The organism is Exiguobacterium sp. SH0S1 (genome assembly GCF_004337165.1).
GTDB lineage: Bacteria > Bacillota > Bacilli > Exiguobacteriales > Exiguobacteriaceae > Exiguobacterium > Exiguobacterium aurantiacum_A.
Genome location: NZ_SJVC01000001.1, coordinates 632,191 through 657,519, shown reverse-complemented (window position 1 = coordinate 657,519; position 25,329 = coordinate 632,191). Strand labels below are relative to the sequence as shown.

At 50.9% G+C, this 25,329-nt stretch carries 27 protein-coding genes and 1 tRNA gene; 12 read left to right on the top strand and 16 right to left on the bottom strand.

Annotation, left to right across the window (positions count from 1 at the left end; translation table 11 throughout):
* Positions 1–318: 318 nt before the first annotated feature.
* Entirely contained in the window at positions 319–735 is a 417-nt protein-coding gene (locus EVJ20_RS03295; RefSeq protein WP_131489780.1) for a hypothetical protein, read from the bottom strand.
* A 76-nt stretch (positions 736–811) separates the two neighbouring features.
* Here EVJ20_RS03295 and EVJ20_RS03290 point away from each other — a divergent pair, with 76 nt between their 5' ends.
* Entirely contained in the window at positions 812–1,219 is a 408-nt protein-coding gene (locus EVJ20_RS03290) for a hypothetical protein (RefSeq protein ID WP_131507045.1), read from the top strand.
* Positions 1,220–1,257: 38 nt separating this feature from the next.
* Here EVJ20_RS03290 and EVJ20_RS03285 read toward each other — a convergent pair whose 3' ends face one another.
* From EVJ20_RS03285 to EVJ20_RS03275, 3 genes are all read right to left on the bottom strand, one after another.
* Positions 1,258–2,016, bottom strand: coding sequence for a DUF817 domain-containing protein (locus EVJ20_RS03285; RefSeq protein WP_131507043.1), 759 nt, complete (start codon positions 2,014–2,016; stop codon positions 1,258–1,260).
* Between the two features lie 8 nt (positions 2,017–2,024).
* A complete protein-coding gene (locus tag EVJ20_RS03280; protein WP_131465084.1) occupies positions 2,025–2,885 on the bottom strand; it encodes a metal-dependent hydrolase in 861 nt (286 codons plus the stop codon).
* 221 nt (positions 2,886–3,106) lie between these two features.
* Positions 3,107–4,102 (bottom strand): helix-turn-helix transcriptional regulator, encoded by a 996-nt coding sequence (locus EVJ20_RS03275; RefSeq protein WP_071397464.1) that lies wholly within the window; start codon positions 4,100–4,102, stop codon positions 3,107–3,109.
* Between the two features lie 116 nt (positions 4,103–4,218).
* On the opposite strand from EVJ20_RS03275, the gene EVJ20_RS03270 reads away from it, so the two are divergent.
* Positions 4,219–5,064: an alpha/beta fold hydrolase gene (locus EVJ20_RS03270; protein WP_131465086.1), complete on the top strand. Its 846-nt coding sequence runs from the start codon at positions 4,219–4,221 to the stop codon at positions 5,062–5,064.
* Positions 5,065–5,089: 25 nt separating this feature from the next.
* Here EVJ20_RS03270 and EVJ20_RS03265 read toward each other — a convergent pair whose 3' ends face one another.
* The 9 genes from EVJ20_RS03265 to EVJ20_RS03225 all read right to left on the bottom strand — a co-directional run bounded on the left by EVJ20_RS03265 (position 5,090) and on the right by EVJ20_RS03225 (position 12,892).
* Positions 5,090–5,506 carry a hypothetical protein gene (locus EVJ20_RS03265; protein WP_236633498.1) on the bottom strand — a complete coding sequence of 139 codons (417 nt, stop codon included), beginning with the start codon at positions 5,504–5,506 and terminating at the stop codon, positions 5,090–5,092.
* An 82-nt stretch (positions 5,507–5,588) separates the two neighbouring features.
* Positions 5,589–6,011 (bottom strand): hypothetical protein, encoded by a 423-nt coding sequence (locus EVJ20_RS03260; protein ID WP_131489784.1) that lies wholly within the window; start codon positions 6,009–6,011, stop codon positions 5,589–5,591.
* 77 nt (positions 6,012–6,088) lie between these two features.
* The gene (locus EVJ20_RS03255; protein ID WP_131507041.1) at positions 6,089–6,382 is read right to left on the bottom strand and encodes a hypothetical protein; all 294 of its coding nucleotides are present in this window, start codon (positions 6,380–6,382) and stop codon (positions 6,089–6,091) included.
* Between the two features lie 124 nt (positions 6,383–6,506).
* A complete protein-coding gene (locus tag EVJ20_RS03250) occupies positions 6,507–7,925 on the bottom strand; it encodes a glycoside hydrolase family 32 protein (RefSeq protein ID WP_131507038.1) in 1,419 nt (472 codons plus the stop codon).
* Positions 7,926–7,947: 22 nt separating this feature from the next.
* Entirely contained in the window at positions 7,948–9,378 is a 1,431-nt protein-coding gene (locus EVJ20_RS03245) for a sucrose-specific PTS transporter subunit IIBC (protein WP_131465094.1), read from the bottom strand.
* Positions 9,375–10,319 carry a carbohydrate kinase family protein gene (locus EVJ20_RS03240; protein ID WP_131465095.1) on the bottom strand — a complete coding sequence of 315 codons (945 nt, stop codon included), beginning with the start codon at positions 10,317–10,319 and terminating at the stop codon, positions 9,375–9,377. Before EVJ20_RS03240 ends, EVJ20_RS03245 begins: the two co-directional genes overlap by 4 nt.
* Before the next feature lie 109 nt (positions 10,320–10,428).
* Positions 10,429–11,418, bottom strand: a complete 990-nt coding sequence (locus tag EVJ20_RS03235) for a LacI family DNA-binding transcriptional regulator (RefSeq protein WP_131465097.1) — start codon at positions 11,416–11,418, stop codon at positions 10,429–10,431.
* Positions 11,419–11,465: 47 nt separating this feature from the next.
* Positions 11,466–11,942: a GNAT family N-acetyltransferase gene (locus EVJ20_RS03230; RefSeq protein WP_071397451.1), complete on the bottom strand. Its 477-nt coding sequence runs from the start codon at positions 11,940–11,942 to the stop codon at positions 11,466–11,468.
* 86 nt (positions 11,943–12,028) lie between these two features.
* On the bottom strand, positions 12,029–12,892 hold the full coding sequence (locus EVJ20_RS03225) for a cation diffusion facilitator family transporter (RefSeq protein WP_131443828.1): 864 nt from the start codon (positions 12,890–12,892) through the stop codon (positions 12,029–12,031).
* Positions 12,893–13,073: 181 nt separating this feature from the next.
* Between EVJ20_RS03225 and EVJ20_RS03220 the strand changes: the two genes are divergently transcribed.
* The 7 genes from EVJ20_RS03220 to EVJ20_RS03190 all read left to right on the top strand — a co-directional run bounded on the left by EVJ20_RS03220 (position 13,074) and on the right by EVJ20_RS03190 (position 20,447).
* Positions 13,074–13,385, top strand: coding sequence for a hypothetical protein (locus EVJ20_RS03220; protein WP_070327307.1), 312 nt, complete (start codon positions 13,074–13,076; stop codon positions 13,383–13,385).
* A gap of 41 nt (positions 13,386–13,426) precedes the next feature.
* Positions 13,427–14,200, top strand: a complete 774-nt coding sequence (locus tag EVJ20_RS03215; RefSeq protein ID WP_236633497.1) for a class I SAM-dependent methyltransferase — start codon at positions 13,427–13,429, stop codon at positions 14,198–14,200.
* 165 nt (positions 14,201–14,365) lie between these two features.
* Complete coding sequence (locus EVJ20_RS03210) at positions 14,366–16,747, top strand: immune inhibitor A domain-containing protein (RefSeq protein ID WP_131507036.1); 2,382 nt, start codon at positions 14,366–14,368, stop codon at positions 16,745–16,747.
* Positions 16,748–16,856: 109 nt separating this feature from the next.
* A tRNA-Thr gene (locus tag EVJ20_RS03205) sits at positions 16,857–16,927 on the top strand.
* 757 nt (positions 16,928–17,684) lie between these two features.
* On the top strand, positions 17,685–18,704 hold the full coding sequence (locus EVJ20_RS03200; RefSeq protein ID WP_131507034.1) for a hypothetical protein: 1,020 nt from the start codon (positions 17,685–17,687) through the stop codon (positions 18,702–18,704).
* A gap of 340 nt (positions 18,705–19,044) precedes the next feature.
* Positions 19,045–19,605 carry a hypothetical protein gene (locus EVJ20_RS03195; RefSeq protein WP_131507032.1) on the top strand — a complete coding sequence of 187 codons (561 nt, stop codon included), beginning with the start codon at positions 19,045–19,047 and terminating at the stop codon, positions 19,603–19,605.
* Positions 19,606–19,751: 146 nt separating this feature from the next.
* On the top strand, positions 19,752–20,447 hold the full coding sequence (locus EVJ20_RS03190) for a queuosine precursor transporter (protein WP_070327311.1): 696 nt from the start codon (positions 19,752–19,754) through the stop codon (positions 20,445–20,447).
* 16 nt (positions 20,448–20,463) lie between these two features.
* Here EVJ20_RS03190 and EVJ20_RS03185 read toward each other — a convergent pair whose 3' ends face one another.
* Positions 20,464–20,724: a hypothetical protein gene (locus EVJ20_RS03185; protein ID WP_233589672.1), complete on the bottom strand. Its 261-nt coding sequence runs from the start codon at positions 20,722–20,724 to the stop codon at positions 20,464–20,466.
* Between the two features lie 147 nt (positions 20,725–20,871).
* Here EVJ20_RS03185 and EVJ20_RS03180 point away from each other — a divergent pair, with 147 nt between their 5' ends.
* From EVJ20_RS03180 to EVJ20_RS03170, 3 genes are all read left to right on the top strand, one after another.
* On the top strand, positions 20,872–21,228 hold the full coding sequence (locus EVJ20_RS03180; protein ID WP_071397445.1) for a PilZ domain-containing protein: 357 nt from the start codon (positions 20,872–20,874) through the stop codon (positions 21,226–21,228).
* An 86-nt stretch (positions 21,229–21,314) separates the two neighbouring features.
* Positions 21,315–21,947, top strand: coding sequence for a hypothetical protein (locus EVJ20_RS03175; protein WP_016509573.1), 633 nt, complete (start codon positions 21,315–21,317; stop codon positions 21,945–21,947).
* An 88-nt stretch (positions 21,948–22,035) separates the two neighbouring features.
* Complete coding sequence (locus EVJ20_RS03170; protein WP_236633769.1) at positions 22,036–22,308, top strand: hypothetical protein; 273 nt, start codon at positions 22,036–22,038, stop codon at positions 22,306–22,308.
* 71 nt (positions 22,309–22,379) lie between these two features.
* On the opposite strand, the gene EVJ20_RS15325 is transcribed toward EVJ20_RS03170, so the two are convergent.
* The gene (locus EVJ20_RS15325; protein ID WP_016509559.1) at positions 22,380–22,511 is read right to left on the bottom strand and encodes a hypothetical protein; all 132 of its coding nucleotides are present in this window, start codon (positions 22,509–22,511) and stop codon (positions 22,380–22,382) included.
* A 57-nt stretch (positions 22,512–22,568) separates the two neighbouring features.
* Positions 22,569–25,232, bottom strand: coding sequence for a cation-transporting P-type ATPase (locus EVJ20_RS03165; protein ID WP_071397444.1), 2,664 nt, complete (start codon positions 25,230–25,232; stop codon positions 22,569–22,571).
* Between the last annotated feature and the right edge of the window lie 97 nt (positions 25,233–25,329).

Below are 25,329 nucleotides of genomic sequence, written 5' to 3'. Positions count from 1 at the left end.
TTTACATATAGATTTAAGAACCAATTCCAAAATAGAGCATATCACTCACCTTAAAGTAAAAATTCTCCATTTACACTGTTATGATTTTATCATAATTATTTATGAATAAAAACAATATTCGGAAAATTTCAGGAATTTAACTAGTCATTTGATTCGACAGTTTTCGCATTAAATAAATGCTCTTTATAACTCAGCGACATCCATTCCATTCCCACTATATCTTTATTGGAAAAATAGATTCCAGATGATAATTGAATTTAGTAAGATGAATGGCAGAAAATCGTTTAAAAAAAGTATCCTTCTCATCAGAAGAATACTTTAGTATGTTGAAAAGAGAGTTTTGCCATCTTCAGATTTTAACATATAGTCAACTCCAGTCGAGTTCACTTTCGTCAACGTGACGTTGCAAGCAAACAACGTGCCTGGGCCATATGCGACGTCTTCCGGTATCTCTGGAAAATCGTAGGACTCCTCTTCGAACCAGAGCGTCACGCCACCTTGTTTTGACTGATTGTCGACGACGTAGCAATTTCCGCTCGCCGTTTCATAACGGTCGAAGGCCCGATCGTATGTATCTGGTACGGCAATCATAAAACAAACGACGGCTAAAAAAACACTGAATACGGCACCTAACAATTTCATTAGTTTACGCTCGCTCCGCCATTTTGATACATACACAAACGTCGAGAGCACACACATAAACCCGACAAACCAAGCCGCAATTAATTGCGCCAATTTGATCACCTCTTTCATAATTATACGAGCACTGCTGAACAATGTTTCATCATCCTATCAGATTAAGGAGTATTTTATGACCCACTTCCTCAAGTTACAATCAATATCAATCTTACTGGCACTCACCTCACTTATAAATATCCAACTGCTCGCCAATAGCGGACGAGTATCCCTACTTATGGGTGACGCTTCTTTGATTATCATAGCGATTACTGGTCTCGCTTCACTCATTTTGTTCGCACGTCTGATCATCAAACGCTTAAAGCACCTTGCACCTTCACCATTTAACCTGTTCCTCTATGTCCTGTGGCTCCCTTATTTGGCGCTGTTCACATACGGCTGGACGCGTATCATCCCTCCTCCTAACGAAGCAGCCTGGCCGAGTCCCGCCTTCGGGCTATTGATCATCGCCCTCACGCTCACGTTCCCACTATATATATTCATCGTCCATATGTGGGCCCGCTCCAAACAACAAACGACCTAAAAAAAACGTGCGCGACCGATTCCGGTTGCACACGTTTTTTACGAGAGTTCCTGTCGCCGCTTCTGCCACGCCACGAGCAAGATGCTGATGATGACGAGCAAGAACCACGATGACAACTTGCCGAGGTCGACGAGTGCCCAGCCGCTCAACTGATTCGGATACGCCCAACCGTTATAGAACGTGACGATATTCTCGGCGAACCAGATGAAGCAGGCGATCAAAAAGAAAGCGACGACGACCGGCATCGTGAAACGGCGGTCGTCAAGCCGATACGTGACGATGGCCCGACCGAACGTGAGAAAGACGAGTCCGATCAACACCCAACGTAGATCGAGCCAAATATGGTGCCAAAAGAAGTTGAAGTAGATGGCAATGCCGAGCCCGAAAGCGATCAGCGGCGGCGGCATTTTGAGAAACTCCAAATCAAGCCGGCGCCACGACTGGACGACGTAACTGCCGACGCTCGCGTACATGAAGCCGGCGTAAAGTGGGATGCCAAAAAGTTTCGTCAGCGCCTCGTCGGGATAGCTCCACGACCCCATCTGTACTTTGAACAGTTCGAGGCCGAGACCGATGACGTGGAACCAACTGATGACTTTCAGTTCTTCCATCGTCTCGAGCCCTGTCTTGACGAGCACGACTTGGACGAGCAGACACCAAATGAGCAGCACGTCATAGCGTGGCAGCGGAAAGTCGAGCCATTTCGTCAGCGCGAGCGCGCCGAAGATCGCAACCGGGAAGATGCAACTGAGCGCCTGTTCGTAACCGAAGATGAACAAATAACGTAGCCGTCGCATGATGTCACCTACAATTCGATGTATTCATAGAGGAATGACGACTCGCCGTCAAAGAAACGCGGATCGTATAGACCGAGACGTTCATCCTCTTCGACGACGACAACGAACGGGGACCACTGTTTGAGCGTGATCGCTTCTTTATTCTCATCAAACAGCGGCGTCAAGTCGGCATCGTCCGCGCTCGTCAGCTCGTATTCGAGCTCAGGTGTCTGGTAGATCGAGTCACTGAAGATCGAGACGCTCTCGTCCGTTTTCGTAACGACCGTGAACTGGGTCGGGATGAACGAGGCCGATAGTGCCACTTCTTCATGCTCGGCGGCGTACGTCTGATACAAGTACGCACCCTGCGCACTTTGAATCAAGACGTGGACGACAATCGCTGCCCAGGCGTAGCGATACACCGTGTGCCGGACGTCCGCCCGACGCGCGATCAGCCAAGCGACGAGGAAAATCCCCCAATAGACGAAGTCAACGATCGGGATGACGCCGAACGTGACCCGGACGTCGGACAACGGTTCGAAATAACCGGTCCCCCAGGCGTTGAACAAATCGGCCGTATTATGGATGAAAACGGACAAGAACGCCCACCAGAAATAGCGGACATCGGTCACGTTGAACAGTACGCGGACGAGTATGTAAATCAGTAACGCGAACAGCGGCACGAGGAAAATCGAGTGGGTGATGCCGCGATGCCACATCTGATACATCCCTTCCGTGTCCCATAGGCGCGAGATGACGTCGCTGTCCGGGATTTGGCTCCCGACGAGCGTCGTCACGAACAGCGCCCGCTTTTCGTTTTTTTGAAGTTCACGCTTATCGGCCGCCCCGTACAGCGTCAAACCGAACAACGTATGTGTGATCGTATCCATGTAACACCTTCTTTCTGTTTTGAAAAGACATCCCCCTCATCGCGAGGCGGATGTCCGTCCGTGCTTTATTTCTCTTGGTCCATTTTCATGGCGCGTCTTGCGACGACGGCGACAAAAATGACAGCGACAATCGGAATGATCAAAGGCATCCAATTCAACATCCGCCTGTCCCCCTTCTACAAGTGTCGCAAGCAGTATATCACAGTTTCAAATCAATCGTTTTAGTGGATGCTCGCCTTGGCGTAACGGCCTGCCATCGACTCAATCGTTTCACGCATATGGTCGCGCAGCGTGACCGGTTCGAGCACCTCGACTTGCGTGCCGAGCGACAGGAGCCAGAAGACGAAACCGTCTGATACGGCCGCGTCGAAGCGGATGAGGAAGCGTTCCTCTTCACGTGTGATCGATACATCTTCCCCGAGCTTGTCGAAGATGACCGGGAGCACCCGCTCATCGACGGCAAGAATGATCTCCTCATCGAGCCCGTTATACATGTTAAACGATTTTTGGAAGTAATCGTCCGCCAGATGATGCTTCAGGCGCGGCGTGTCGTCCTCGACGATTTCCGAATTGACGATGCGGTCGACACGATAGTTGCGAATCTCCCCGATCGATTCGTCGATGCCGATCAAATAGTACTGCTCATGGTTCCAGTGCAGGTCGATCGGATTGACGACGTAGCGCTCGCCGTCACGGCGGAGCGGGAACGTGCGTTTCGTGACGTCAAAGCCGACGACGTCCGTGTATTGGAACGAGATCGCCTTCTGTTCTTGGATCGCCCGTTGGATGCGGTCGATATGGTACGGGATCTGTCCATGCTTTTTCTTCGGTGTCTTGATGATCGACTGGAGCGTCTCCGCTTCCGGGATGCTCGTCAGCTTCTGGAGCTTCTCGACGATACTTTCCGTCACATCTTCCGAGATGAACTTGGCCGCGACGATCGCATCGACCATCATGCGAAGCTCGTGAATTTCAAATAGACGGGCCGAATGCCAATATTTTTTGGCGAGACCGTTCTTTTCAAGCTCATCCTGCACCTCGAACCCCGAATCGGTCAATGCTTGAATGTCGTCTTTCACCGATTTTTTTGCTAACTTAGAAGTATCTCCAATTGTCGATAAATATTCGAGCAAGTCTTCTAACGTCTTTGGATGATTGTCATCTGTGTGGCGTTCGAAAAACCGTCTCACCTCGAGTAACCGTTCTCGGTTGTTCACGGTTTAATCCCCTTTCAGTTCTCTATATGTATGATGTATAAACAGACATTATCATGTAATTTCCATGAAATAAAGTTATTTTCCATTACAATTCATTTAAGGAGGCGCACGCCGCTGTGAAACACTATGCCCATGTCAACGGCACGAAAATCGAATATATGGACCGCGGTCATGGTCCGGTCGTCATCTTGATTCATGGGACCCAATCGTCGAGTCTAGAACCGTACCATGTGGACCGTCTCGTCTTGTCCGGATTCCGGGTCATTGTCCCATCGCGACCTGGATACGGTGAGACTCCGTACTCATTTTCGGCCACGCCCCAACAGTTCGCAGGACACTTACAGCGCTTGATGGAAGTCATGGCCATCGATCGCTATCACATCTACGGCATCTCGGCAGGTGGACCGACGGCGATCGAGCTCGCTTCTGACAATGAGCGGGCGTCGAGTTTGACGCTCGCCGCCGCCGTGACGAGCGCGGTCGACTTCCCGTACCGAGACTACGTCAGCCGAAACGTCGCTCAGCCCGCGTTCATCCTGGCACAATATGCGATGAAGTACTTCGTCTTTAAAGCGATTCAAAAACAACCGTTCGAGGCGACGGCACGGATGATCGAATCGACGAGTCTGCTCGCACTAGACGCCGTTCGCGACGAAGTGACGCCGTACGATATCTTCTTATTGAAGCGGGTCGCGAGTCAGATGACGTTCGGGCTTGGCGCCCAGTTCGATCTTAGGCAACGTGTCGCCGCCGAGGCGTTGCTCGGGGTGACTTGTCCGACGTACATCGTACACTCTAAAAACGACAAGGCCGTCCCGATCCGTCACGCCTATTATGCGAAGCGGCTCATCTCGCACGCTCAACTTATCATCTTGAACAGCCCCGGCCACTTGATTTGGATCGGCCGCCACGCCCGGAAGAGCGAACAACAGATCGAACGCTTCATCCGCTTCAACTCGTGAGACACCTTTAGTCAGGTGTCTTTTTTCAATCCGTCTCAAGCAGTTCAATCAACTCGTCCGTCACGTCAGCCGGGACGAGGTACACCGTGTTCGTATCATTCACGTTCATCAGGCTAGTCGGTTTACCGGATTCCCCAATCCAGACGTAATAGCGGTCTGTCTCGTCACTCTTAAATCGAACTTCCACATCGTATTCAGGTGTCGCCATATTCACGATTCCTGGTTGTTCGTCAGCATTTCGAATCATGTCCGCAAATACTTTGACGTCTTCGAGTCTGTCGTATGTGACGACTTCTCGCTCCTGGAACCGACCAAAGTCGACCGATTCAGCGATACGGACTTGCACGATGTCTTCCGCGACGAGCTCGCTCGTCTCGCATCCTCCCATTAACCCTACGGTCAGTGCAGCTATACCTGTCATCCATTTATCCCGACGTTTCATCTAGTCCCACCTCCACATGTTGTCTTGTATCTATACGAGAGACGCTTGTGATTGGTTTCAAGGATGAACACAATTAACTTCTTTAGTCGTCAATCCCGAGCGTACGAATCAAACGGTCTGTGACGTCAGCCGGCACTTTGTATACGAGATGCGTTTGCGAGACGTTCATCAGTACACTCGGTGACCCGACTCGACCGAGCCAAAGATGATAGCGTTCCACGTCATCGCCCTTGTAACGGATTTCGAGATCAAAATCCGGTTCATTGTGAATCGTTTCGCCCGTAAACTCATCAGCATTTCGAAGCATGTCCGCGAATACTTTAATGTCATTTAATCGATTCAACTCGACTAAAAATTGTTCACTGAATCGCGTCCGCCCTGAGGACTCAGCGATTTTCACCTGATCCATCTCTTCAGCGTCAATCGCCTTGAGTCCTTCTCTGCCATATCCATATGGCAACGTGATCCGCCTTACTTCTTTCATAAAATCAAACAGTCGGTCCACAATTACATCACTCCCAAGTTTATGATTATCCTTTCATACGCAAAAAGTGAGCGCTTGGTTTCACTTGCATTTCGGAATTATAATCTTCGTTTCTTCATGCTTCTTTCTAAAAAGATTGGCAACATGTTCAGCAGAATCGAAATGCTCGTCAGGACCCACCACGCTCGCCCCATGCCCGGTACGACATCCGCCAACGCACTCCAATCCTCCGCTTCGACCCAGACTGTTAAATAACTATAATCCGCGCACAGCGTCAATGCGGTTAGCGATAAAGCAATCGCCATCGGCAGCTTGTAGTCTCTCCCGACACTGAACGTATACAAGTTGAACAGCGTCGCCGCAATCGCAAGTAATCCAAATATGATCCACATTGTCCTATCGTCTCCTGTTGTTTGATATGTAAGTTATTTCCTATTCCCAGAATAACACACGCAAGGAATGAAGCAGTCGGATTTTTAGGACAACAAAAAAGCCGGGCCGAAGCCCAGCTCTTCCTTATTGATACGTCCAACCGGTCAGGCTCGCAGTCGCTCCTTCATAACGCAACTGTTTTTCAAGCTCGCTCGGGAACACGCGGAGCGTGGCGACGGCCTCGCCGTCATTGACGAAACATTCGACACTCGACGAGTCGACGAACACGTGAAGTGATTCGACGGCGATCGTTTTCGTCCGGGTCGTTCCGAACTCGGTCGCGAACGGCTCACCGGCGTTCGTCCGGTCGATCGTCAGTTCATGCGTCGCTGCATCATAACGAATGATGAGTGACTCATTCCCGACTTGGAGCAGGTCGAGCGTGAAGTCAGATCCGTCCGTTTTCAGCTCGAGCTCGTAACGGTCCGGTGTCGAAGTTTCAATCACCGTACCGGATGCGTTGACGAATTCGTTTTGGCGCAGCTTCGTCATCGCTTGCACCGGACGCTGTTTAAGCAATCCGTCCTCGAGCGAGAGTTCACGCGGCAACGTCAAGGCGTGGGCCCAACCGTAGCGGTCTGTCGGGTAGTCAATCTCCGGCAAACCCATCCAACCGACGAGCACGCGACGTCCCTCATGTTCGGTCGTCTGCGGTGCGTAGAAGTCGAACCCGAAATCGAGTTCTTCGAACGCACCGTGTGTGAACGTCAACGTTTCGACGTCGAGTTTGCCGATCAAGAATCCAGACTGATAGATGTTGTGATAACGGTGGCCTTCCGGCTCGATGCCTTGTGGCGAGAAGACGAGGACGTGTTGACCGTTCAGTTCGAACACGTCTGGGCATTCCCACATGTAGCCGAACGGGTCGAGACCCGTTTTGACTTCACCGATAAACGTCCAGTCGTTCAAATCAGTCGACCGATACAAGACGACACAGCCCGTATCATTATCACGCTGCGCTCCGACGATGGCGTAATAGACATCGTTCTCGAGCCACACTTTCGGGTCACGGAAATGTTCCGTGTACCCGGCCGGTACGTCCGGGATGGCGACGTTCCGGCGTTCGATTTTTCCGTCTCGTAGCACGCCGATGATTTGCGAGGCGTGACGCGTCCAGTCGTCCGTCCGGTGGTTGCCGGTGTACATGACGTGGAGTTCACCGTCCTTCACGAAGCCGCTGCCCGAATAGGCACCGTGTGAGTCTTCGGTCGTCTCCGGGACTAACGCCACCCCGCGGTCCGTCCACGTGACGAGATCGGGTGATGTGACATGGTACCAATGCTTCAGACCGTGTACCGGTCCGAGCGGGAACCATTGATAAAACATGTGATACTCCCCGTTGTAATACGTGAATCCGTTCGGGTCGTTCAGGAGGCCCGTCGGCGGTTGGATATGGTATCCGAACCGCCACGGGGAAGCCGCCGTCTTCGCACGGAGCGTCTCCATCTCGAGGGCACTCACGTCACTTAACGAGCGGTAACGCTCTGCCTTCGTCCAACTCATACAATCACTTCCTTTTTCTTTCTTATGCTGCTTGTTTAACTGCTTCTTTTTTCGTTTGGCGTTTCGCAAGGACGAACGTCAATCCGAAGGCGACCGCGAAGGCGATGGCCATACCGATGATATACGAGACAATTGATGCCGGTGCAATCGAGATGATCCCTGGAAGACCTGCCGCGCCGAGGGCGACAGCGAGGACTTCACGACCGACGATGAACGCCGAGGCGATCCCTGAACCGATGATGGCCGCGATGAACGGATAGCGTAGTTTCAAGTTGACCCCGAACATGGCGGGCTCAGTGATACCGAGTAGTGCCGAGATACCAGATGCCGAAGCGACACCTTTCATCTTCTTATCGCGTGTCAAGAAGAAGACGGCAAGCGTAGCCGCACCTTGGGCGACGTTTGACATGGCCGCGATCGGGAAGATGAACGAACCACCTGTGCGCGCGATGTCTGCGAGAAGTTGCGTCTCGATGGCGATGAAGCTGTGGTGCATCCCCGTGATGACGATCGGGGCGTACAAGAGACCCATGACGAGACCACCGAAGAATCCGAGCGAATCATACGTCCAAACGAGCGAATCGATGATCAAGTTACCTGCTTCACGCGTGATCGGTCCGACGAAGGCGAACGTGACGAACGCCGTGATGAGGAGCGAGAGCAACGGTGTGAGCAAGATGTCGAGTGATGCTGGCATGAACTTACGGATGTTGATTTCAAGCTTCGATAAGATATAGGCGGATACGAGGACCGGTAACACTTGTCCTTGGTAACCGAGCTTCTCAATCTCAAAGCCGAGAATGTTCCAAACCGGGATGTCGCCGACCGTCGCTTGTGCGTAGGCGTTGACGAGATCCGGGTGGACCATGATCATCCCGAGCGCGGCGCCGAGGTATGGATTACCCCCAAACCGCTTGGCGGCGGAGAACCCGATCAGGACGGGTAGGAAGACGAAGGCGGCGTTGGCGAACGTGTTGATCATCGCGGCAAGATCGGCGATACCAGGGTACTGGTCGATCAGCGAGCTGCCGTCGAAGAACAAATCAGGTGCTGTGAGCAAGTTGTTGATCCCCATCAAGAGACCACCGGCGACGATGGCCGGGATGATCGGTACGAAAATATCAGATAGCATCTTCACGAACTGTTGGAGCGGGTTACCTTTCTTCGCACCGGCCGACTTGACGTCGGTCGTCGACATATCACCGAGACCTGTCAATTCGGCGAATTCGGCGTACACTTTGTTGACTGTACCTTGACCGATGATGACCTGGTACTGCCCGCCCGTTGAGAACGTCCCTTTGACGACGTCAAGTGCGTCGAGTTTCTTCTCGTCGACTTTCGATTCGTCGTTCAAGACGAGGCGGAGCCGGGTCGCACAGTGGGCCGCTGCTGCAACGTTGTCTTTCCCGCCGACCGCCTCTAAAATCGCTTCTGCTTCTTGTCTGTAGTTCATACTGGTTTCCCTCCTAGTGCTTCAAGCACACGTTGTTGTGATGGTATGGCTGGAATCGCGCCGTAAGCGGTGCACGTAAGCGCGCCGGTCACGTTCGCATATTCGATATCCTTTAGTAAACGAGCGTCATCGACCCCGAGTGTCGCTAATCGATACAAGTAAGCACCGACGAAGGCGTCACCAGCTCCCGTCGAATCGACGCTGTCAATTTTCACCGACGAAATCACATTGTTGCCGTCTTTCGTGGCGATCAACGTCCCGCGCGAGCCGAGCGTGATGGCAATCCGTGACGCACCCGTTTCGAGAAGTGACGCGACCGCTTGATTTAAATCGTCATGCCCGGTCAAAAGTTGCGCTTCCTCTTCGCTCAACTTCACAAAATCGGCTTCTGCGATAAAGTGAAGCGAGTCTTGTTTGAACGCGTCGATGTCTGTGACGAGCGCGTCCCGGTAGTTCGGGTCGAACGAGACGAACAGGCCGTCACGCTTGGCGAACTGTAACAGTTTGAAGTAAGCATTTTTCAACTCACCGTCGAGCAATGCCGTCGCTGAACCGAAATGAACGATGTCACCTGGCTTGAACGCCGACAAGTCGATCGCTTCGAACGCATAGTCGCCGTCACTTCCGCGCCGGAACGTGAAGTCGCGCTCCCCGTCCGCTTGGATCGAGACGAAGGCGAACGTCGTGTCGCCCTGTTCGACTAGATTCTCGACGCCGACGCCGTTGTCGACGAGCGTCTGTTTTAAAAATTGTCCGAACGGGTCGGCTCCGACCTGCCCGAGAAAACTTGAGCGTCCCCCATGCTTGCTGACGACGGCGGCCACGTTCGCCGGTGCGCCGCCTGCTTTCTTCACGAACGTCGTCCCATTGACGAGATCGCTCGACGCGTCTTCACAAACCCAATCAATCAATAGTTCACCAATGCAATGTACGGTGTTCATCCGTCCACCTCCATGTTTGAATGTATTGCTTCGTATCATTTATCGAACCGGTTCCAAAAGCGAATAAAAAATGTTGCGGAACCGGTTCCGCAACACAAATGTAAACGATTTAATTCAACATGTCAACGCTTTCTCGTAATTTTAATTCGAAATTTGTGAACGTTTTCATCGGGGTGGCTTCACCTGTCAGCAACTGGAGGATCATGTCAGCCGCACGAGAACCAGTCCGCCGATATGGAAGGTGGACCGTCGTCAGCGATGGATGCAATACTTCTGTGAAATCGTACCCACCGAAACCGCTGACCGAGATGTCATCCGGCACTCGTTTGCCGCCGTTCGCTAACCCTTTCAAGACACCGAGCGCGATGTTGTCGGTCGCACAAACGACGAGCGTCGCGTCCGTCACGTCGGTCGCGAGCTGCTCACCGATCGGGATGGCGTCGTCGATTCTGAACGTCGTCGTCATCGAACGGACGATGGCGCCAGCTTCATTGAACGCTCTCAAAAATCCGTCACGACGGGCTTGTCCGACGGCGATATCATCCTCTGCCACCCCGACATAGATGATGTCCCGGTGCCCCCACTCCATGAACTGTCGCCCGAGCGCATAAGCCGACTCATTGTCCGGGTAGACGAGGCTATGCACGTCATCGTGCTGCTGACCAATCAACAGGACCGGGATTTGAATCGCTTCGATCGCCTGTAGATGCGCTGGCGTCACGGTCGTCCCGAGCCAAATGATGCCGGCCACTTTTTGCTTGGCCAAGTTATACAGTTGCTCGATCTCACGCTCGGTCTGTTGGGCCGTGTTGACGACGAGCATCTGATAACCATGCTCGGTCAAGCGTTCATCAATCCCCATCATCGTCCTTGAAGCCGCATACGAATCGAGACGTGGGACGATGACGCCGATCATCTTCGTCTGCTTCGACTTCAAACTTTGGGCGAACTGGTTCGGTTCATATTTCGTCTCACGGATGACTCGCTCGATTTTCTCACGAGTCGCCTTCCCGACCGATCCCCCATTCAAATAACGGGAGACAGTACTTTTGGCAACACCGGCGAGTTTAGCGATGTCGTTGATCGTCACTTGTTTCATCCAAAAACCCTCCATACGAAAAAACTGACGCGCTAGACGCCGTCAGTTCAGTGGTTCATCACATATCGTTTTTTAAAGTTTAAATAGTAAAGTCCGTTGCGTTTCTCGAAGCCGTTCTGTTCGAGGACGCGACGCATCGCTTCTTGATGCGGACTCGTCGGCGGGATGCCGGCGCGGACGGTGTGACCGTCTTTTAAATCGGACTGTTCGAGTGCAAGGCGTAATCCTTCTGTCGCATAGCCTTTATCTTTATACGGGTCAAACACCATCAAATCGAGCTGATAGACGCGAGCTAGCTTGAAAAGCAGTACTTTACCGACGATTTGTCCGTCTTGAACGAGGTCGTAGTAAAAATCCTCGCCATAACTATGTTCGTCAGCCATGTACACATGCTCGGCCCCCATCTCGACAAAAATACCTTTTAGTTCTTCGGCCGACATGCCGTATGAGCTTTGACCATATTTCTGAAAATGTTCATATTCGATCTCATCGATCTGGCGAATAGGTTGACGCACGATTTTCATCCCGTGCCCTCCTTAACAGTTATTCCAACGTCTTTCCAAACTCATTATATACGAAGCGCATCATGAAGCGCAAAAGATAACCTAAATCAGACCGGTTCGATATGAATGTGGACCGAATCGACGGCGTGATGTTTATCGAGTTCCCGTTCGATATCGTCACAAAGCACATGAGCCTCGTCGACGGTCAAACCACCGTCAACGGCGATCGTCACGTCGAGCATGACGTGGTTACCGAGATGCCGGCCTTTGATTTCTCGAACTTCTTTGACGGTATCAAAATGTTGGATCGTCTCTTCATAAGACTCGACGAGATCAGGCGGGAACCCGTCAGACAGTTGATGCGTCGCATCGAGAAAGATTTGGATGGCCGTCCGGATGATGAGCCCCGCGATGACGACCGCGAGCACTGTATCCATCCACGGCAGCTTAAAGTAAGCGAACAAGACGCCGAGCGTCGCACCGATCGAGATCAAGGCGTCGGCCAAATTGTCTTTCGCGGCCGCTTTCAGCGCGAGTGATTTGGTCTGTTTCGCCAAGTTCAAATTGTAGCGATGGACACCGTACATGACGATCGCACTAAAGAACGCGACGACGGCGGCGAGCGGGTTCGGCTCGACGTAGACACCGGCGAGCAGATTGGCGATGCTGTTCAATAACACGAACACCCCGACCGCGACCATGATGAGCGAAGCAACGAGCGCGGCAATCGTCTCCATCTTCGCATGGCCATACTTATGTTCAGCATCCCGCGGCGTTGCCGCCACACGAATCCCGATATAGACGGCAATTGATGCGATGACGTCGGTCGTATTGTTGAAACCGTCGGCGAGCACGGCTTCCGAATTGTAAATATAGCCGAAGACGACTTTGAGAACAGATAAAATCAAATAAGTCGTGATTGATAAAATGGCTCCTTTGAGCGCTTTTGGTGGATGATTTGTCGAATGCATCCGCCCACCTCCTTTTTAGCTAAGTTAGTATACCAGTTGTTCTTCGTGTGGGCATAGAGAAACAGTGTTTCCCGAAGTCAAAATAAATGGAATATATTCCCGGTAGTTTCGTCTTCCGAAAATTATGGTAAAGTAAACAAGAAGAGACCCTTGTGGTTAAACCGTAAAAGAGGTGAAAGATATGTTCACAGAACGTGATGGTATTAAACTTCGTTTGGAACAAATTGACAGATTGTTATCCGATTTGAATCGTGAAGCGAAACAATTGATGGTACGCTTACGCGAACTTGATGCGAGTGGTGAGAGCCCACAAGAAGCGTCACTTAAGCCAGAAGATCGTGATACGCTCAAAACGTCGATCGATGAGACGCTCGAAGCGCTCCAAACCCGCTCGAAACGTCCGATCAACCCGAACGATGAGAAAAAGAAAGAACTCGCCTCGAACAAGGCGCTCATCGACGAGTTGTCAGATCTACTCAGTAAGAAAAAATGAGACGCCACCGCGTCTCATTTTTTAAGTAAGGAGATTAAATGATGTATATCGTCACAACTTGTCTACGGCCGACTGAAGCAATCATTCATAAGGCAAACGAGCACTCATTGCTACACGATGTGCCGTTCGTCTCGCGGCGAAAGCATTCAATCGAGACGTTGATGAGCCGGCACGGTGCCGCCGTCCTCGTTTTCGATAAGCGCCGCGTTGAGTATACGCCGCTCGGCGCCAAAGAGCCGTTCTTCTTCCATCCATCAAGCTCGGTCTTCCGTGTCAAGCAACTGCTTCGTGATGGCAACGACCCACTGATCGATGCGGCCGACCTTCAACTCGGAGACCGCGTGCTCGATTGTACACTCGGACTCGGTTCCGACAGTATCGTCATGAGCCACGCCGTCGGCCCGAGCGGTCGCGTCGTCGGCCTCGAGAGCGAATTCATCACAGCGACACTCGTCAAAGAAGGCATGTCGGTCTGGGAAGAGAAAGAGAACGCTTTGAATGAAGCGATGCGACGCATCGAGGTCGTTTGGACCGACGCCCTCACTTATTTGAAAAATTGTGCGGATGACGAATTTGAGGTCGTCTATTTCGATCCGATGTTCGAAAAAACGATTTCAGAATCAGTTCATCTGAACCCGTTACGAGCGTTGGCAAACGAAGCGCAGTTGTCAGATGAACTGATTTCAGAAGCCAAACGCGTTGCGAAAAACAGAATTGTCCTAAAAGCACATTTTGAGAGCCCGGCATTCGAAAAGTATGGATTTAAGCGACTTTCACGCAAAACTTCGAAGTTCCATTATGGATATATCGACTGAGAGACTCGTTCGGATTAGGTATTTTGACTTAATCGGGACGAAAGTCTCTTTTTTCTTATTTTTCATAATTGTTATTTTCTGAATATTGACATTAATCAGACACAAGTTTAACGTTTACATCAAGCTCACACAATTTCCCATTATTTTTACAGGAGGTCAGTCCAAATGAAAAAACGTTCCATCCGTCGTACGACGCTCGCCGTCGCGCTGACATCGGTCATGAGCGTCAGTGCGATCCCGGCCGTCGGTGCCGCTCCACTTGCCGCTTCACCGTTACCAACCGCAACAAATACTGCCCCATTCGATCACAACATCATCGATGAGGATCGACTCGCCAAAGCGCTCGAAAAGCGTGGCGTCATCAAAAAAGGGCTTTCAACGAAAGAGCGACAGAAAGCCGTCGATGTGTATATTAAAAAGAAACAAGGTACAGCGCAAGATGCCCACGACCACAAACATGATGACAAATTGAATGACAAAGCGGTGAAAGCGAAAGAGAAGATACATAACCAATTCGAAAAAGAATCGAAACGTCTCCTCGACAAAGCGAAAAAAGGGCAAGGCAACTATCGAAAAGGCAAACCGAATGGCCAAATCAAAGTCGATCCGGCCAAAGCAACGGGCTATAACGGTGCGGTCCGTGAAGACAAAGTGCTCGTCCTCCTCGTCGAGTACAGCGACTTCAAACATAACAACGTCGTCCAAGATCCCGGTTATATGTATAGCGACAATTTCAGCAAAGAACACTACGAGCAGTATATGTTCGGTGATAAGTCGTTCGAACTGTTCAACGGCGAAAAAGTTCAGACGTTCAAGCAGTATTATGAAGAACAGTCCGGCGGCAGCTACACTGTCGACGGTACCGTCTCTGATTGGTTGACCGTACCGGGTACGGCGAAAGACTATGGCGGTGACAACCCGGCCGGCGGGAATGACAACATCGGTCCAGGTCCCCGTCAACTCGTCAAAGACACGTTGAATGCGGCAGTCGCCTCAGGAATGGACCTCGCCGAATACGATGAGTATGACTTGTATGACCTCGACGGCGACGGCGACTTCAACGAACCAGATGGCTTGGTCGACCACTTGATGATCATTCATGCTGGTACCGGCCAAGAAGCGGGCGGCGGTGTCCTCGGTGACGACGCGGTCTGGTCACACCGTTGGGTACTGGATGGCGTATATGGTGTTGAGAACACGACGGCTGACGTCCCGTATTGGGGCGGTAAAATGGCCGCATACGATTACACGATCCAACCTGAAGACGGAGCGGTCGGCGTATTCGCCCACGAATTCGGTCATGACCTCGGTCTTCCTGACGAATATGACACGCAGTACACAGGCCAAGGCGAGCCGGTCCAATCATGGTCGATCATGAGCGGCGGCAGCTGGGCTGGTAAAGTGGCAGGAACAGAGCCGACGAGCTTCTCGCCACAAAACAAGGAATACTTCCAAAAATTGATGGGCGGCAACTGGGCCAACATCACGGAAGTCGATCTTGAAGACATCACCCAGCAAGGTTTCGTCTCGAAACTCGATCAATCGGTGACGAAATCGAACAACCCAGGGTTGTTGAAAGTGAACCTTCCGGACAAGAAAGTGAAAGGTATTGAACCTGAGTTCGGACAGTACTACTACTACTCGACAAAGGGTGATAACTTGCACACTGAACTCGTGACACCAAGCGTCAAGCTCAGTGCTGACGGCACACTCGCCTTCGATACACGGTTCGAGATCGAATATGATTACGACTACTTGTACGTCAAAGCACTGAGCGGCGGCAAAGAAGTCGTCCTTGACGTCTACGGTGACGACAACACCGGAAATGACGCCGAGTCGACGAACGGCGCTTGGGTTAACAAATCGTACGACTTGTCACAGTTCGCCGGTCAAGACGTCCAGATCGTCTTCGAATACGTGACAGACGGCGGTCTCGCCCTTGAAGGATTCGCCCTCGACAACTTGGCGATCACGTCAGGCGGGCAGACGCTTCTCGCAGATGACGCGGAAGGTGCTGAGGCGGTCACGCTCGACGGCTTCGTCAAGTCGGACGGTTATGACACGAAACCGCACTACTACTACCTCGAATGGCGTAACCACGCAGGCGCTGACACGGGTCTCTTGAACGGCCGTGGCGTCAAGTACAACACCGGTCTCGTCGTCTGGTATGCCGATGACTCGTTCTCGGACAACTGGGTCGGTATCCACCCGGGTGAAGGTTTCCTCGGAGTCGTCGACTCACATCCAGAGGCGATCGTCGGTAACTTGAACGGAGCGGAGACGGTCTCAGGCAGCACGCGCTACCAAATCGCGGACGCCGCGTTCAGTTTAGACAAAACGCTCGCTTGGTACCTCGATTCTCCGAGCCGCGGAATTTACGACTACAAGGCGCAATCTGGCGTGAAACAGTTCAATGACGCCAATACGTACATCAACCCGCTCATCCCGGATGCGGGCCGTAAGCTTCCACAATACGGACTCGTCGTCGACGTCGTCGGCGAAGCGAAAGACAATTCGGCTGGAGCTGTTTGGGTCCGGACGAAGTAAGCATGATTTGTTTGACCCTCGCTCTTCTCATCAAGAGAAGAACGGGGGTCTTATTATTCTAAAAAAGCTTGAATTTTCAATCGAGACTGTGTAACATACTAGTTGTAACGCCTCTGTAGGTTAGTGGCAGACCTCAGCAATGGTAATGCTGCAGCACGAGTTCGATTCTCGTCGGAGGCATCAAGAATACCGCTCAACCAAGCGGTTCACGGCACTTCCTGTATCTTGCAGGAGGTGCCTTTTATTTATCCGTGGACAGTTTGTGCACACTTGGCGTTTGTCGAACGATTCCGATTGATGTCGAATGAATCAGATATCCCTGACAGAATGTTCGTCCATCAACATCCAAAACGTATCGGCCGTCTGTTTCTGGAACGACATTATTATTTGCTTATACGTGACCTCTTTGTAATGCGATGTCACGTATTGAATTGTAGCCATGAATGTAACTTTGACAGACGACAAAAAACGCCCCTAAGGACGCTTATTTGCTCATTTGATGCATTCTCTAATCTTTTCTAAACTCTTAACTAGTCATTCAATTTGTTTTCTTTAGCTTGATAGCTTTCTTTAGAAGTGAAAAAGAATATGATAGACAATATAAAAAGTGCTACTGGGAATGTTACTAAAGAAGGATTAAATTTAACAGAACTAATAGCATATTCTCCATACAAATAAATTGTCATCCATAAAGAGCAACACAATAAAATCACTGCTGATATATTTTTCATATTCCCCCCACCTTTCAAGTGATATTATAACCGATTTCTCGATCCACTTTCGGCTGCTTCCGAAAATAGACAACATTATTATTTCGAAACCGCCATTAAAATTACATATTGGTGTCTAATTACAATTAGATACTTCATTTAACGAATATTGGTATATGTAGTATAGGTGCTACAATATACGTGATGATTCGAAAGGAGTTTAGATGATGGAAAATCTATTCAATGGACTGATGGGTGTCGTCCTCATCGCGGGAGTGATCGCCGGCATCGCCCGGCATGACTTCAGGAAACGCAAGAACGAGTATATGGACACCGTTGAAAGAAAGAACAAATATAAGCGGACCACGCGGAGAATCGACCTGACGCTCGCCGCCTCGGTCATCTTGATGTTCGCGCTGTTCTACTTCGAACCGAACGTTCCGAAAAGTCCCGCCTCACAACAAGGCCCAGTCGTCGCCGATACGAGTGGCGAGACGTTGCCAGAGGGCGTGTATGGACCGGGAACATATAAGGTGGGTGCCGACATCCCAGCGGGCGAGTACAAGCTTGCGGCCGTCGAGTCGGACTATCGCGGCTATTACGAGGTGAAGGACGATATGTCGTCGGACGGCGGCATCCTCTCGAACTCGTTATTTGACTGTACGGAGTACGTGGAAGTACAATCTGGCGAGTATTTGAGCGTGACTCGCGCGACGTTTACTCTCGTTGCACAGTCATCCTCAATCAAATCAGATCCAGAGACAAAAGTTGATGAAGAGGCGCCTGTAGAAAAATCTACAGAATCCGACATACCTTATCCATTTGCCAGCACACAAGCCGAAGCCGACTTCTTCACAGCGATCGGTCTCACGCTCGAAAATGGCATTGCCACCATGCGAGACGCTTCCTCAATGAGTCGGGTATGCGGCAAAGTATGTCCTGACGTGCCAGGTAGCGATTGGGGACTTCAGCTTGAACCAATGAATCAAGAAGTTTTCGAGTTAGACCACACCCTTTACGACTTCGCCCGCTCACTGAAAGATATCCCGGAAGGCAGTTCGCCGAATATCGACTTCGAAGAGCGCGACATACTCGTCAAGGACATGGAACGGATGAGTGAGTATATCTCCCTCCTTATGACCCATAACGATTGGGCAACATGGCAAGAAGCTTGGGACAAGATGGAAGAAGCAAATCTTTTGATAGAAAAGATGTATGCAACCGAAGTATACACAGTCCCACGCTAAGTAAAACTACTGATTTCGTGCACAATTTTGTGCACACTTACCTCGAATGCACAGGTGGATTCACAATTTTGTTCACCAAATTCTTACAGCGATTTCACTAGAATCAGCGTGGTTGACGTATCGTTCGATTTCGTTCCGTCCCTATGTTTTCCCAAAATAGAAATGGTAATGCTGCAGCACGAGTTCGATTCTCGTCGGAGGCATCAAACGAATTCCGTGTCATGGACCATAAAAAGCACTTTCTCAAACCCTTGAGAAAGTGCTTTTTATGGTCTCTAGCTCATTTGAATATCCCAATAAATGGTATAATGGGTAAATACATATATAAAGGAGACTAGATATGAAACATATCCCCATCTTACTTGCTGCCGTCACCTTATTGGCCGCTTGTTCTGAACAGACGACAGATCGTGCGTCTGACTCAGCCCAAAGGAATGAAAATGTCGTAATCGATGTATCCGAGACGCAACCCTTCTCTGAACCTGTCCCGACCGAAAAAGAAGTCTCGATATTTTTAGGCTATCTCCAGTCATTGAGCAGTGATACGCTCGGTGCGCTGCGTCAATCCGAGCAATCCACCTTCGCCTGTGGGACGTCTTGTGAAGACCATCCGCTCGAAGAAATCTCTACTCAAATCGACAGTAACCGGGAAGAGCTTGAATCAATCCGTGCCGATATTGATGAAATTCTTCCGGCGCTTGACCACCTTGTGTCATCTGACGTATCAGGAATCGACCGTGAAGGACTGACCAACGTATTGAACGAATTCACATCCGTGAGTGAGGCGTTGACGCATTTTTTAGAAGCTGACGATTGGTCATTTTGGGAAGAAGCCCGGACCCAATTGAATAGCATGTCATCGACCATAAAAGGCATCGCTATTTATCTAAGTGGTGTGTGACATTATATCAACTACATAGGCTGCTCTCATCCAAACTCGGGTGAGGGCTTTTTTCTTACAGTCATGGAAACTGTCTTGACACGTCTCCGGTTCCTCTATAAACTTGAAAAGTTGAATTGAATGATTTTTCGGAAGGAGCATGACAGATGCTGAATGAATGGTTATGGATCCCTTCTGCCCTGCTCACGCTCGGTCTGCTCGTCCTCAGCTATAAACTGTTCGGACGGGTCGGACTGTACGCCTGGATCGCGATGGCCTCGGTCGTCGCCAACATCCAAGTGACGCAGCAGATTGTGATTGGTGGTTTCATCTTCACACTCGGGAACATCGTCTACGGTTCCCTTTATTTAGCGACAGACATCTTGAACGAGAAACATGGCCGTCACGCCGCCCGCAAAGGCGTCTGGCTCGGCTTCTTCATCTTGATCGTCTCGACGGTACTCATGCAGTTCGCCTTGCTTTACGAACCGTTCGAAGAAGCGCTCTACATGCATGAGAGCTTCAAGGCGTTGTTCTCGATGCTCCCGCTCATCACGCTCGGCAGTCTCGCGGCGTACCTCGTCTCGCAACTGTTCGACGTCTTCATCTATTCGAAGATTCGGGCGAAAACGGGTGAGAAGAAACTGTGGCTCCGGACGACTGGATCGACGGTCGTCTCACAGTTGATCGATACGCTCACGTTCTGTACGATCGCCTTTTGGGGAATGGAATGGGATATCTGGTGGAACATCTTCGTCACGACGTATGTCGCGAAGTTCATCATCGCTTGGATGGCCACGCCGTTCATGTATTATGCGAAACGGACCGAACCACAAGACGACGAGACGGAAAAAGCAGCCTAAATAAAAAACCGCAACCTCAACGGGTTGCGGTTTTTTCTCGAATTTGCAGACGCACCGCGTAAGGCCGCGCATCTTCGAGTGACGACGTCTCCCGACAAACAGTGAGCGCCATGTAAGCGTCGATAGCGAGCGCTTCGATGGTCTCGTCCGTCGTCTCGACCTCAAGTATGGTGTAGGGCGGCAGATGTTCGAGCTTGACCCACTGCCCGTGCAGGTTCTTCACATAGATGATTGGTTCGTCAATCGAGTAACGTCGGAGTAAATCAGACACGTTCACGCGATCCCCTCCTTAAACCAAACCTTTATCCTCATTATAGAAAGCGCTTACGATTCTGTAAACCGTGCTTCCCGAAAATTTGGCGGTCCAACGCTTCAAAAATGGTGGAACCGAACCGATAATCTAGAAGAGAAATGAGGTGAACCGATGCGTTATCGCCGACAAGAAACGTTCCGCTACATTTTACCGAACCCCCGTTTCATCCCCTACCGCCTCGTATGGGAAGATAAGGAGTTGCATGACGGTGAAGGCATGCTGCTCAACATTAGTGCCCACGGCTTGAAGTTGCGCTGCGACTACTTGTTCCCGCTGTCGGAAGGGCTGAAAGTTCAGGTCGTGCTCGACCTCGTCCCGCTCATCCAGTCAATCGAGTTGACTGGTCACGTCCGTCACCGCAGTCAAATAGGAAGCATGTACGATTACGGGATCCGTCTTGAAGCGAATTCAGAAGAAGCCCAACAGCTCGTGACGATGATCAAAGCTTATGCAAGAGAGAACCAATGAGAACGTGTCGTCAGACACTTCTCATTTTTTGTTCGTCCGATAACAGGGTATACTAATGACAACAGAGACAGATTAGAGGTGTAGCCATGACTAGAAAATTTTTATTGATTCCTTGGGCCGCCGCGATCGCGATCGCGCTACTTGGTCCCAACACCCCGTTCTCGAGCCGGTTCTTGCTCGACTTCCTGACGTACAATACCGATGCCTATGAAGGATATTCTTTATCCCTCTTTAGCGTGCTAGGCGTCTACCCGCTCGCGCTGTTCCCGCTGCTTTGGTCGGAAGTGAACCAACTGCGGCCGAATCCACTCCTACCGGCAGCAACCGGTTTCGTCGTCGGAGGATTCATCATCGCTCCGTATCTCGCGTTCGCACGGCAGTCGCCCTACCCGACGCCAATCAAGCCGTTGCCGACGAGACTGCTCGGGGTCGTGTTGCTCCTCGTCACGATCGGTTTATTCATCGCTGCCGCGATGACTGGGAATGTCGCACAGTATTGGTCATACGTCGAACAGAATCAATTCGTCCGCACGATGACGGTCGATTTCTTTTTGCTCGCCTTCGTCCAAATGACATTGATGACCCGAGATGCGAAGCGCTATAAGATGAGCTTGTGGCCGCTCCCGTACATCCCGTTATTCGGTCTATTGTTTTGGCTCATCATTCGTCATAAGCAACCGTTCAACGAGGCGCCGCCGCGACGGCCGAAAGTGGTTTGATGTTGTACTTGAGAGTGGGTTTCCCAAAACCCACTCTTTCCTTTATACTAGAGCGAGAGTTTATCTAGAGAAAGAAGGGTCAAATCCAATGAGATTTTTTAAAGTAATGACACACACGAACGACAAGGGAGAAGACGTCATCCTAAGCGAGTATTTCAAAATCGCCGACAAACAGGCTGAACAATTCCTCAAAGATACGTTAGAGCTCGACATGTTCGACGAGAAAGTGACGCTCAAAGAGTGCCAAGTCGCGAAAGACCGGTGGGAATGCCCGGTCGGTGACTTCGTCGTCGTCGAATACTTCAATGAAAAAGAGTTTGATAAAATGAACGAGTATCGTGTGGTCGCACCGAAAAAGTGACCCACAGCAAAGGCGACCTTCCCGATTGAATGGGAAAGTCGCCTTTTTATCGTTCGAGTCATCGACGTGCGTTATGACTCCTCGTTATCTTCTTCCGGGTCCGGATCTGGATGTTGCGTCGGAGCCGGTTTTTTCGCCGGATCAGACTCATCGTCTGGCATCGGGTCTGGGTGAACCCCAGGTTGCGATTCGTCACGTTTCATTGAGCATCCCTCCTCTGTCATAGTGGACTAATTCCACATCGATTAAGAGTCGAAACATCAGTGTATGTCTTTATTGCCGATGACACGACGTGAGATCGCTTTTTCAATCTCGACGATGACGAAGACGATGGCACCGAAGACGACCGGATAGATCCAATCATTCAAATCAAGTGCCGCTGTCCCGAACAACGTGTGCATAAACGGCACGTACGTGATGAACAGTTGAAGTGCAATCAATAGTGCCGATACGATAAACGCAATCTTGTTATCGAAAAAGTGCCGGTTAAACGCCGGAGCGAGTTCGGTCCGACAGTTATACAAGTGGAACAACTGGGCCATGACGATCGTATTGAGTGTGATCGTCTGCAGCTTCGCAGTCGAGAAATCAAAATCAGCTAACATGTAGTTGATGATCAAGCTGCCTCCCCCGATCAAGATCGAGACGAAGATGATCCGGAACACGTAATAGCGACTCAACAGCGGGACGTTCGCCGGACGCGGCGGACGTTTCATCGTGCTCTCTTCGAGCGGTTCGAAGGCGATCGCGAGTGACAGCGTGATGGCAACGACCATGTTGACCCAAAGGATTTGGACCGGACTGAGCGGTGCCGCGGCACCGAGCAAGATGCTCATCGCGACGAGGAGCGCTTGTCCACCGTTCGTCGGGAGCAAGAACAAGATCGTCTTCTTCAAGTTGTCGTATACACGGCGGCCTTCACGCACCGCGTTGTAAATCGTTTTGAAGTTGTCGTCGACGAGGACCATCTGCGACGCCTCTTTTGCGACTTCGGTCCCTTTGATACCCATCGCGACACCGATGTCGGCCCGTTTCAAGGCCGGGGCATCGTTGACACCGTCACCGGTCATCGATGTGATGAGCCCGTTTTGCTGCAATCCTTTGACGAGACGCAGCTTATCATTTGGGCTCGTCCGTGCGAACACATCGTTATGAACCGACGCTTCTTTGATCTCCTCGTCCGACATGTTCGTCAATTCTTTCCCTTCAAGTGCGCCTTCGACTTCCATGCCGAGTTCACGGGCGATGGCGACGGCTGTGTCTTTATGGTCACCCGTGATCATCTTGATGCGGATACCGGCGTCACGGCACGCCGCGACGGCTTCAATCGCCTCTGGACGTGGTGGATCGACGATTCCGTACAAACCAAGGAACGTGATACCGGATTGGACGTCCTCATGGTCGACCGTCTCTTTCGAGCGATCGACCCGTTTGAATCCGCCACCGAGGACACGTTGTCCGCGGTCGGCGATCTCTTTACGTTTCTCATCCCAATAGGTGCGGTCAAATTCCGTATCTTCAGCCATATCGAACAGGCGGTCTGGCGCCCCTTTGATGAAGATCATCCGCTCATCTTTATAGTCGACGAGCGTCGCCATGTACTTATACTCCGAATCGAACGGGATTTTCGAGATGACTTTCAGCCGTTCAATCGGTCGCTCCGCTTTTTCGGCGAGCGTGAGCAAGCAAGCTTCTGTCGGGTCGCCATTGATGACCCATTCGCCGTTTTCTTCATACAATTGGGCATCATTACACGTCTTCCCGACCGTGAGCAGATCGATCATCGACTCGTCGTCATCGAGGTCGAACGGTTGACCGTTTTGTTCGAGGTCACCATCTGGAGCGTATCCGCCGCCTGACACTTCGATATCGTGCTTCGCCGTGACGACTTGCTTGACGGTCATCTCGTTTTTCGTCAGCGTACCTGTCTTATCGGTACAGATGACAGAGACCGCCCCTAACGTCTCGACGGACGGTAGACTACGAACGATCGCTTTCTTCTCGGCCATGTTACGAACACCAAGTGCGAGAATAATCGAGATGACGGCAGGGAGACCTTCCGGAATCGCTGCGACCGCTAACCCGATCGTTGTCAGCATCAGTTCGATTGGATCGAAATCACGTACAAAGTAGCCGAACGCGTAAATGATGACCGAGATCACAAGGATCGCAATCGAGACCGTTTGACCGAATTTCGTCGTCTGACGGATGAGCGGTGTCTTCACCGTCTCGACTTCAGCGATCGATGCGTTGATTTGACCGAGCTCCGTCCCTTCACCGATCGACGTGACGATCGCTTTCGCGCTGCCCGTCGCTATACTCGTTCCTGAATAAATCATGTTTTTCCGGTCACCGAGGACAGCATCTTCCGCCACGACTTGAATTTTCTTCTCGACCGTCGTCGCTTCACCTGTCAAAGCCGATTCTTCGACTTTGAACTTCTCGGCTAGAATGACTCGCGCATCGGCCGGCACTTTGTCACCGGCGGCGAGCACCAAAAGGTCTCCGACGACGAGTTCGCTCGATTCGATTTGAATCTGTTTGCCGTCTCGGATAACGCTTGCTTTCGTCTCGAGCAGTTTTTTAATCCCTTCAAGCGCCTGTTCAGCCTTGTTTTCTTGCAAATAGCCGACGACGGCAATGATCGTGACGACGAGCGCGATGACGATCGTATCGATATACTCACCTAAAAAGCCAGTGACGACGGCCGCACCGATCAGGACGTACACAAGAATGTCATTGAACTGTCTCAAAAATTTTATGATTTCAGGTGTCTTTTCCTTTTCCGGCAGAACGTTCTTCCCGAACTGTTCTTGCCGACTCGACACTTCTTGCTTCGACAGCCCGTTGTCTACGTCTGTCTCAAGACTACTCCTCACCTCTTCCGGTTCGAGTGCGTGCCAATTTTTGTTCTCCATTTGCATCTCTACTCCTCCTTGGTCGATCCTATATGAAAATCTATCTCTTTTATGTTCCCACTCCACGGCTTCCTGACACATCAGACGACACATTTTCACAACT

Coding starts and splice junctions, on each gene's coding strand:
- EVJ20_RS03180 (WP_071397445.1), top strand. CDS start 20,872: ATGCGTTATCGCCGACAAGAAACGTTCCGCTACATTTTACCGAACCCC.
- EVJ20_RS15325 (WP_016509559.1), bottom strand. CDS start 22,511: ATGAAACGTGACGAATCGCAACCTGGGGTTCACCCAGACCCGATGCCA.
- EVJ20_RS03210 (WP_131507036.1), top strand. CDS start 14,366: ATGAAAAAACGTTCCATCCGTCGTACGACGCTCGCCGTCGCGCTGACA.
- EVJ20_RS03230 (WP_071397451.1), bottom strand. CDS start 11,942: ATGAAAATCGTGCGTCAACCTATTCGCCAGATCGATGAGATCGAATAT.
- EVJ20_RS03195 (WP_131507032.1), top strand. CDS start 19,045: ATGAAACATATCCCCATCTTACTTGCTGCCGTCACCTTATTGGCCGCT.
- EVJ20_RS03220 (WP_070327307.1), top strand. CDS start 13,074: ATGTTCACAGAACGTGATGGTATTAAACTTCGTTTGGAACAAATTGAC.
- EVJ20_RS03285 (WP_131507043.1), bottom strand. CDS start 2,016: ATGCGACGGCTACGTTATTTGTTCATCTTCGGTTACGAACAGGCGCTC.
- EVJ20_RS03165 (WP_071397444.1), bottom strand. CDS start 25,232: ATGCAAATGGAGAACAAAAATTGGCACGCACTCGAACCGGAAGAGGTG.
- EVJ20_RS03190 (WP_070327311.1), top strand. CDS start 19,752: ATGCTGAATGAATGGTTATGGATCCCTTCTGCCCTGCTCACGCTCGGT.
- EVJ20_RS03235 (WP_131465097.1), bottom strand. CDS start 11,418: ATGAAACAAGTGACGATCAACGACATCGCTAAACTCGCCGGTGTTGCC.
- EVJ20_RS03170 (WP_236633769.1), top strand. CDS start 22,036: ATGAGATTTTTTAAAGTAATGACACACACGAACGACAAGGGAGAAGAC.
- EVJ20_RS03255 (WP_131507041.1), bottom strand. CDS start 6,382: ATGTGGATCATATTTGGATTACTTGCGATTGCGGCGACGCTGTTCAAC.
- EVJ20_RS03245 (WP_131465094.1), bottom strand. CDS start 9,378: ATGAACTACAGACAAGAAGCAGAAGCGATTTTAGAGGCGGTCGGCGGG.
- EVJ20_RS03290 (WP_131507045.1), top strand. CDS start 812: ATGACCCACTTCCTCAAGTTACAATCAATATCAATCTTACTGGCACTC.
- EVJ20_RS03215 (WP_236633497.1), top strand. CDS start 13,427: ATGTATATCGTCACAACTTGTCTACGGCCGACTGAAGCAATCATTCAT.
- EVJ20_RS03225 (WP_131443828.1), bottom strand. CDS start 12,892: ATGCATTCGACAAATCATCCACCAAAAGCGCTCAAAGGAGCCATTTTA.
- EVJ20_RS03240 (WP_131465095.1), bottom strand. CDS start 10,319: ATGAACACCGTACATTGCATTGGTGAACTATTGATTGATTGGGTTTGT.
- EVJ20_RS03250 (WP_131507038.1), bottom strand. CDS start 7,925: ATGAGTTGGACGAAGGCAGAGCGTTACCGCTCGTTAAGTGACGTGAGT.
- EVJ20_RS03200 (WP_131507034.1), top strand. CDS start 17,685: ATGGAAAATCTATTCAATGGACTGATGGGTGTCGTCCTCATCGCGGGA.
- EVJ20_RS03175 (WP_016509573.1), top strand. CDS start 21,315: ATGACTAGAAAATTTTTATTGATTCCTTGGGCCGCCGCGATCGCGATC.
- EVJ20_RS03265 (WP_236633498.1), bottom strand. CDS start 5,506: ATGAAACGTCGGGATAAATGGATGACAGGTATAGCTGCACTGACCGTA.
- EVJ20_RS03280 (WP_131465084.1), bottom strand. CDS start 2,885: ATGGATACGATCACACATACGTTGTTCGGTTTGACGCTGTACGGGGCG.